The sequence below is a fragment of the Bartonella sp. AA97HXZ genome, from assembly GCF_042196985.1.
In the GTDB taxonomy this organism is placed as follows: domain Bacteria; phylum Pseudomonadota; class Alphaproteobacteria; order Rhizobiales; family Rhizobiaceae; genus Bartonella.
In genome coordinates this window covers 352,550-359,495 of sequence record NZ_JBHIRC010000001.1, presented here as the reverse complement: position 1 = coordinate 359,495, position 6,946 = coordinate 352,550, and the positions used below count along the sequence as shown (strand labels likewise).

Sequence of the window (6,946 nt, the reverse complement as noted above, 5' to 3'; positions counted from 1 at the left end):
TTATGGGCGAAAGGGGCTTTTGTTTCCTCCAATTATCAAACAGTAGAAACGCAAGCACCAACGGGGGTTTTCAAAGCAGAAGCACTTGCACCGATTATTGGCTCTTTTTCTCGGCTTGGTGGTTTGTTAGCAGGAAATGGACCAATCCAATGGGCTTTGGCAACCATTATGATTTTAGCCGCATGTGCTGGTATTTTCTTTGTTGCTAAACGCTTTCAGGAGCATCGTCTATGATCTTATGGATGAAAAGAAATCTGATGCTAACAGGCGCGGCTTTAGCCGCTTTTTTTATTGCATTAGCAAGAGCTTTTACTCTTGGGAAAAAAGCAGAGCAACAAAAGCAAACAGAAAAAGCTTTAAAAGCAGCCACAACACGTCTGGAGGTGGAAAGTGAAGTTAATCAAAAAAGTGATGCTGATGTGCGTACTGCTCTCTCTGACTGGTTGCGCAACAAATAAATACGCTTCTTCTTGTGTTGGCTGGTTGCCAATTTATTTAAGCCGGCAAGATCTGAACGCCATCAGTTCAAACTTAGCAAGAGAGATCTTAAAGCACAATAATCTAGGTGAACGCTTGTGTGGGTGGAAACATGGCTAGAAAAAAAACACAAGACGATACAGAGCTTACAGAAGCAGAAAAAGAAATACTTCAAGAAATCATCATGACCTACAAAAGTGTAAAAGTGATGTCTCGTTATACGAAATGGATTGTACTCATTATACTCTTATTAGCGCTTGATTTTTCACGTATTATGGATGCGTTTGTAAGTATTTTTACACAAAAACCAAATATCCGACTCTAAACATACTCTGAGACGCGCGAAATTCTTTAGAAAATGGATTCTTAAATTTGCTCGTCTCATGGAGACTATCAATAATAGCTTTACACATTTAAAACTGTTATTTTCACAGAATTGGACATATCAAATTTCTCTTCAAAATAGCTAAAAACACTGCAGAGGTAATTGTAAAAATTCTATCCTGTTATAAATGAAGCCCACTGTTCCAAGAGAACATGTCGCTGTTCTAAAAAATCCGTTCGCATGTAGGCTTTCGTCACTGAACTCCCAACTGTATGTGCAAGAACAGTTTCGGCAATCTCAAATGGTGTTGACGTTGTCTCTGCTATCCAGTCCCGTAAGCTTGAACGAAAACCATGGGGACGATAGGTTAAGCCGCAAATTGTCATATATTTTGCCATGGTAGCATCAGAAATGGGGTTGCCTCTACGACCAGAAAAGAGAAAACCATTCTTTTCAAAGGGGAGAGTTTTTTCAATAACTCTCAAAGCTTCATCACTTAGTGGCACGCGAAAGTCTGAAACTTTCCCTACAATACCTTTCATGTTTTCTTTTGGTATCGTCCATATATTTTTGTCAATTTGTTCAAGACGCAAATAGCGCAATGGATATGACCGTGCGCCTGTCAAAATCAATAACTTCAGTGCTAAATTTGAAAGAATCTTATCATCCAAGCTTTGATAAAATGCCGGAACTTCCTGCCATGGCATAGCAGGAATATTTTGAACATTTTGAATAAATTTTCCCAATAAAGCTTTTGCTTTTGGTACCAATTGCATGTCCACATCTATACCACGTGCTGCGGCATGTTTTATAGCAATATTCAAACGTGATAAAGCCTTGCTCGCTGTTTCATTTTTTGTTTTCCAAATAGGCAACAAACACTCTTTTATATCAAATTGCGTTAATTCAGTAATTGCTATATCCCCAAGTTTAGGAAAAACATGCAATGTAAGAGGTGCTAACCACCTTGCTGCTTTACCTTCATTTTTCAATTCGCTTTTTTTGGCTTCAAAAGCACTTAAAACTATTTTTTGTAAAGAAATACTATCAACTGCCTGCCGTAATTTTTCATTTTTCCTTTTACGAATCGGGTCAATACCTTGGTGCAAAAGGTCACGGCAAGCTGTAGCTTTAAGCCTCGCTTCTTTCAAAGATACAACGCTACAAGAGCCTAATCCCATTTCACGACGTTTTTTATTGAAATCAAATCGAAAAATCCAACGCCCTTGATTTTGGGCTGTTTTGATAAGCCATAGCCCAGCTCCATCAGCATATTTTCCTTTAGATAGATTTTTTACAGATAAGACAGACAGTCTATCACGTGTTCTCGTTCTGCTAACCACCTTCTGAACCACCTTTTGAATCGCACTTGGAGCGATTTTATTTGATAGCAAGATTATATACAAAAGGCAATTTTATAAATAAAATCAAATAAAAACAGTTAGTTATAAATATAGAAAAAAGTAAAACGCGCAATCAGGTGATAGCGTAGAGAATTCTAAATAAAGAAAAAATAGGTGCACGCCGTCCGCACCACTCTATGTGAATTTTCTTTATTTTCTCATTACTTAGATAGTAAAAACTCTCTTTAAGTTTACTGTTTGCAACTCTATAACGGTATTATAAAGTGATAACTGTAATAATATGAAAGACGAAGCAATCCTTCTTTGCCAACAAATGTTTCAACCACACCTCGTGAACTAAAAATTTTTTATTCTTAACAATTAAGACTCTGAGTAACTCTTCCTTACCTCCTCATTCTCACTCAAAGTCAAAGCCCCCCTTTTTTCACCATAAAATAGTGTTTACAATGCATAAAATTAAAAAATAAAGGCCCTATCAAAGAAATAGGACCTCTTAAATTTAAGCTCCTTTATCCTACAAAATTAGAATTTGTAAGCTATTCCTGCGCGAAAATCATTCGTCTTATACTTAACTTCAATCTCGTCTTTGAATTTCCTTTTACCAAAATCTGAGTAACGATATTCCGCACGCACAACAAGATGATCTGTCATTGCAAAATCAACACCACCACCGAGAGTATAACCAATCATCGTTTTTGTTACATCCGATGTCCTATTAAATGGCTCACCTCCCGTAATTACTGTCGACAAAATATCCTGAAACTGTCCATAAGCAACACCACCAGCAATATAAGGCATCACACGCCCCGTAGAAAACCCAACACGCACCCGTGTAGCACCTGTCCATTTTTGTTTTAACGTATGATTAAACGTTAAACTGCCTTTCTCTTCTTTATCCTCTGCAGAAGAGCGAGAAAAGCCTCTACCTTTTCTCCTGACAATTTTTGCCTTTTTTCGACTTTTTTCTTCTGTACCTAATTCCTCAGTATCAGTACCCGTTCCTTCAGTACCCGATCCTTCAGTGCCCAATCCTTCAGTTCCACCAGCACTCGATTCATCTGCATGAAATCTTGTTTTTGTATCCTTTTTTTCCGTTAAAATGATATCCGTATCAATCCCCATAATAAAATTATTACCGAGATCAAAATTAACACCCGCATAAAAACCACCTATAAACCCAGAAAGATCGGGCATATGCTGTTTCTCGACAGGTATCCATGGTTTACTTTTACTACCCTCATCAGGATAGAGAGGAATATTAACATCAGGCGCTGTTGCAGAAATCTTACTTGAAAAGCCACCAACTTGCCCCCCGAAATAAACACCTCCCCAAGAAAAAGGTGAAGAAGCAACAACTTCTGAGGCAACATGTACTGGCTCTTCGTGAGCCACCACATCTGCAGCCTGTACTATAGAAGGTGAAATCAAAGAAAAAACAGATGCTGTTATAAATTTTGTATTCATAAAATTATACCCCATTTCTAAATTTAAATATAATCAAAAATCACATTTAGAAAAACAAAGTTTTATAAAATCTTATGCTGCAAAATCGCATGTACTCCTTTATAGTTACATTTAAATCTATTACTATATTAATATATCATTACATCAAAATTTAATATTATCAAATAAATTTTAAAATATTATAATAATGATTACTTCAAATAATAAATATTTAATAAAAATACATATTATCTTGTCAAAAGGAGGAAATATAAAACATTTTGTATTAAAATTACCGCAAAAAAATCACAAAATAGTATATTTTATGCCTTTTTTTATGAAAAAATTCTAAAAATGATGTAATTATTTTTAGAAAATCGATGTTCATTAACAATACTATAAATACCTCAATATTCTTACATCCAAAATGCATACTGTAGATTCTACATAGTATAAAAAAACATCCATTTTATACTAAAATCATACCTTTTTTTTACCATTTTCTAAAGGATGAGATTATTAATTACACACAATATCATTATCCTTCTAAATCTTGTCCCCAAACAAAAATTCTCAATCATTTTATTTAAAAATTGCTCTTCCCCTACTGATTTCTATATTATCATCTGCCTTTATTGCAAAACGGTCTTTATTAGGAAAAGTTATAAAACATCCCTTCATACAAATTGTAATTGTTTGATGAGTATTTAAAGAAATTTTTGAAGGTATACTTCCTTCAACAACAATAAGAGATTGTATCTTTAAATCAGTATTCTTCACTGTTGCAGCAAAAGCTGTTATGGTAAAAATACTTAATAGAATAACTGTAATCAAAATATAAGTATATTTCAGCATTCTAAGATTCCTTCCTCAGCAAAACGCTTATATAGGCTAAATCGAAGAGCATTGGTTACATGAGAAGATGAGGTAATATTAGGCACATAAATAGCCAAATTAAAGGAAAAACTCTTACGATCAAATGCTGTAAAACTCACCTGTGGGATAGGATTTTTTAAAACGCCTTCTGTCGCAGAAGCAATCTCTAACAAAATTTCAGCAACATGCTCTGGAGCAACCTTAGATGATACAGTAACTGGTATATCAATTCGTCCTACTTTATTACGTCGTGTCCAATTACTAACGTTGTTATTAATAAGGCTTGAATTGGGAATAATAATCGTCTTACGCTGAATTGTCTCAAGTTCCGTTGCACGCACACTAATACGCTTAACAACACCCCCTACTGATCCAGATTCTATATAGTCCCCTATTTTAAATGGTCTTCCAACTAAAATAATAAGTCCAGAGACAAAGTTTTGGACAATATTCTGTAAACCAAAACCTATACCAAGTGAAAGTCCTCCAGCAATAAGAGCGAAATTTCTAAGATCCAAACCTGCCATTGATAATCCGGTCAAAGAAGATACAACAACGCCTCCATAACTTATCACTGTTTTGATAGAATTACGTATACCAGAATCGAACTCTCCATGAACCAACACCACATTATCTAACCAACCAATAAATCGGCGAATAAGAAACCAGCAAACACAAAAAGAAATAATTCCTGTTACAAGAGAAATCAAAGAAAGACTAATATTTCCAATCTGAAAACCGGTCACCGATTGCCACAAAACTGCTTTTAAATCAGAATAGGAAAATCCAAACTGTACAGCAATTGGCATTGCACAAAATATAACAACAAATAAATTGAGAAAAACGCTCACAAAAACTCCCAATTGATTCATCGTTTTTTCTTCTAAATGAAACCTCTGCATCAAAAGATGACCAACCGTTGTTTTCATAAATTGGTCTTTAGTTCCAAGTGCTTGAGCGCTTTGTATTCCTAAATACATGAGAACTAAAAATGCTCCATCAATCATAATTTGCTGCGTAATAAAACGCGCAAGTCCAACGTAACCTAAAAAATTCAATACAAAGAGCAGTAACCCCAAGCCAATAAGAGGAATGCGTATATAAAATGGCCAAAAGTATGGCTCTTTTTTTTCTTCTTGAACACGCCTACGTCTAAACCGCAAAGGTACAAATGATATTATAAATAGCAATATCGCTACAAGAAAAACAGCAATAAAACTTTTAGCAATTGTTAAAGATAGAGGCGCTGAAATGATTTGATAAATACTATCAAGAACAGCGTCAAATGCCAAAATACCCCCTAAAGAAGTGAGTAAAATCACTAATTGATAAGCAGACGATGATGTAATCTTGAGAAGACCTACATGGGGCCTATTCGATGATAGAAGAACAACCGCTAATCGATTGATTAAAAATAATAAAATAATTTGACAACCTATCATATCAAAAACTGTTGTAAGCTTACCTAGATCTAAGTTAAAACTACGAAACAAAAACAACACAAGATAAACGCAAAGAATACATACAAGTGAAGGTAAGAGAACTGAAATAAAGGCGATCAATAAGCGTTGTAAATAAGATATTTCCTCATTAGACTTCGTAAAGTGGCAATACACATGAACAAGAACTTTTTGAGAAAAATACGAAAGTCCCAAAGTAATAAAAAGTGGAATTAAAAAGCAAAGAAATAGTTGTAAAAACTTGAAGTAAAATATAAAATTCCACCAAGAATTTAACAACACAAGAAAATCTGATGAAGCCTCTTTTGTTTTTTGGACGAGATGTTTAACCATCGGAATCGAAAACTCAAGCCTATACGTAAGCGTGCGTTTAAAAAGCTCCCGAGATTGAGAAATAGAAAGTTCAGCTATTCTATTTGCCGCTAAGAAAATTGCTTCAAAACGAAGCATGATACTGTTAATTTTAGCTTTTTGCTCTATCAAATAGGAATATTCCTTCACAGAGCTTTTCAGTTTTTTCACGTCACGATGGAGCTCCATTAATTGATCAAGAAGTGTATTAATCTCATTAAGAGGAGGACGCAAAACAAATGCTGCCTCAATAGCACGTTCACTGATATCTTGTGCACGTAACCGTAATTCTTCTAAAGCACGCTCATCTTCTGGCTTTCTGTCAAAATCTCTTTTTAAAGTTTCAGTATTTTCTTCAAGAGTCTTAATAATCAACTGTTGTTGCAGAATAATTTCATCAACTGAATAAGAAGCTATCGTTTGTTCGACAATTGTATTTTGTGCCCCCCTATTACCCCATGCACCAGAATTAAATACAAAGATAATCCCCAAAAGAAGGAAAAGTATGTGGATGTTTTTTCTACAAAATGAATACATATCTACCTTATGAGCACAAAAGGGATTTTATTTTTCTCTTTTAAATATGGTATAAAGTAGATATTTTCAACTTTTATAGAATAATCTTATAAAAGCTTTCCCTTATCCTATAA

The 6,946-nt window shown here is 34.6% G+C and carries 6 protein-coding genes and 1 pseudogene; 3 read left to right on the top strand and 4 right to left on the bottom strand.

The genetic code is table 11. From position 1 onward, the window contains the following. From ACFINE_RS01500 to ACFINE_RS01490, 3 genes and pseudogenes are all read left to right on the top strand, one after another. Positions 1–234: pseudogene (locus ACFINE_RS01500) on the top strand (lysozyme); the annotation flags it as partial. Next, positions 231–458, top strand: coding sequence for a hypothetical protein (locus ACFINE_RS01495; RefSeq protein WP_375620806.1), 228 nt, complete (start codon positions 231–233; stop codon positions 456–458). The pseudogene ACFINE_RS01500 and the gene ACFINE_RS01495, both read left to right, overlap by 4 nt. 131 nt (positions 459–589) lie before the next feature. Beyond that, positions 590–802, top strand: a complete 213-nt coding sequence (locus ACFINE_RS01490) for a hypothetical protein (protein WP_375620805.1) — start codon at positions 590–592, stop codon at positions 800–802. A 173-nt stretch (positions 803–975) separates the two neighbouring features. On the opposite strand, the gene ACFINE_RS01485 is transcribed toward ACFINE_RS01490, so the two are convergent. From ACFINE_RS01485 to ACFINE_RS01470, 4 genes are all read right to left on the bottom strand, one after another. Then, positions 976–2,145, bottom strand: coding sequence for a tyrosine-type recombinase/integrase (locus ACFINE_RS01485; protein ID WP_375620804.1), 1,170 nt, complete (start codon positions 2,143–2,145; stop codon positions 976–978). 543 nt (positions 2,146–2,688) lie between these two features. Beyond that, positions 2,689–3,630, bottom strand: coding sequence for an outer membrane protein (locus ACFINE_RS01480; protein ID WP_375620803.1), 942 nt, complete (start codon positions 3,628–3,630; stop codon positions 2,689–2,691). Between the two features lie 561 nt (positions 3,631–4,191). Beyond that, complete coding sequence (locus ACFINE_RS01475; RefSeq protein ID WP_375612155.1) at positions 4,192–4,464, bottom strand: hypothetical protein; 273 nt, start codon at positions 4,462–4,464, stop codon at positions 4,192–4,194. Further along, positions 4,458–6,833 carry a mechanosensitive ion channel domain-containing protein gene (locus tag ACFINE_RS01470; protein WP_375613488.1) on the bottom strand — a complete coding sequence of 792 codons (2,376 nt, stop codon included), beginning with the start codon at positions 6,831–6,833 and terminating at the stop codon, positions 4,458–4,460. Before ACFINE_RS01470 ends, ACFINE_RS01475 begins: the two co-directional genes overlap by 7 nt. Positions 6,834–6,946 lie beyond the last annotated feature (113 nt).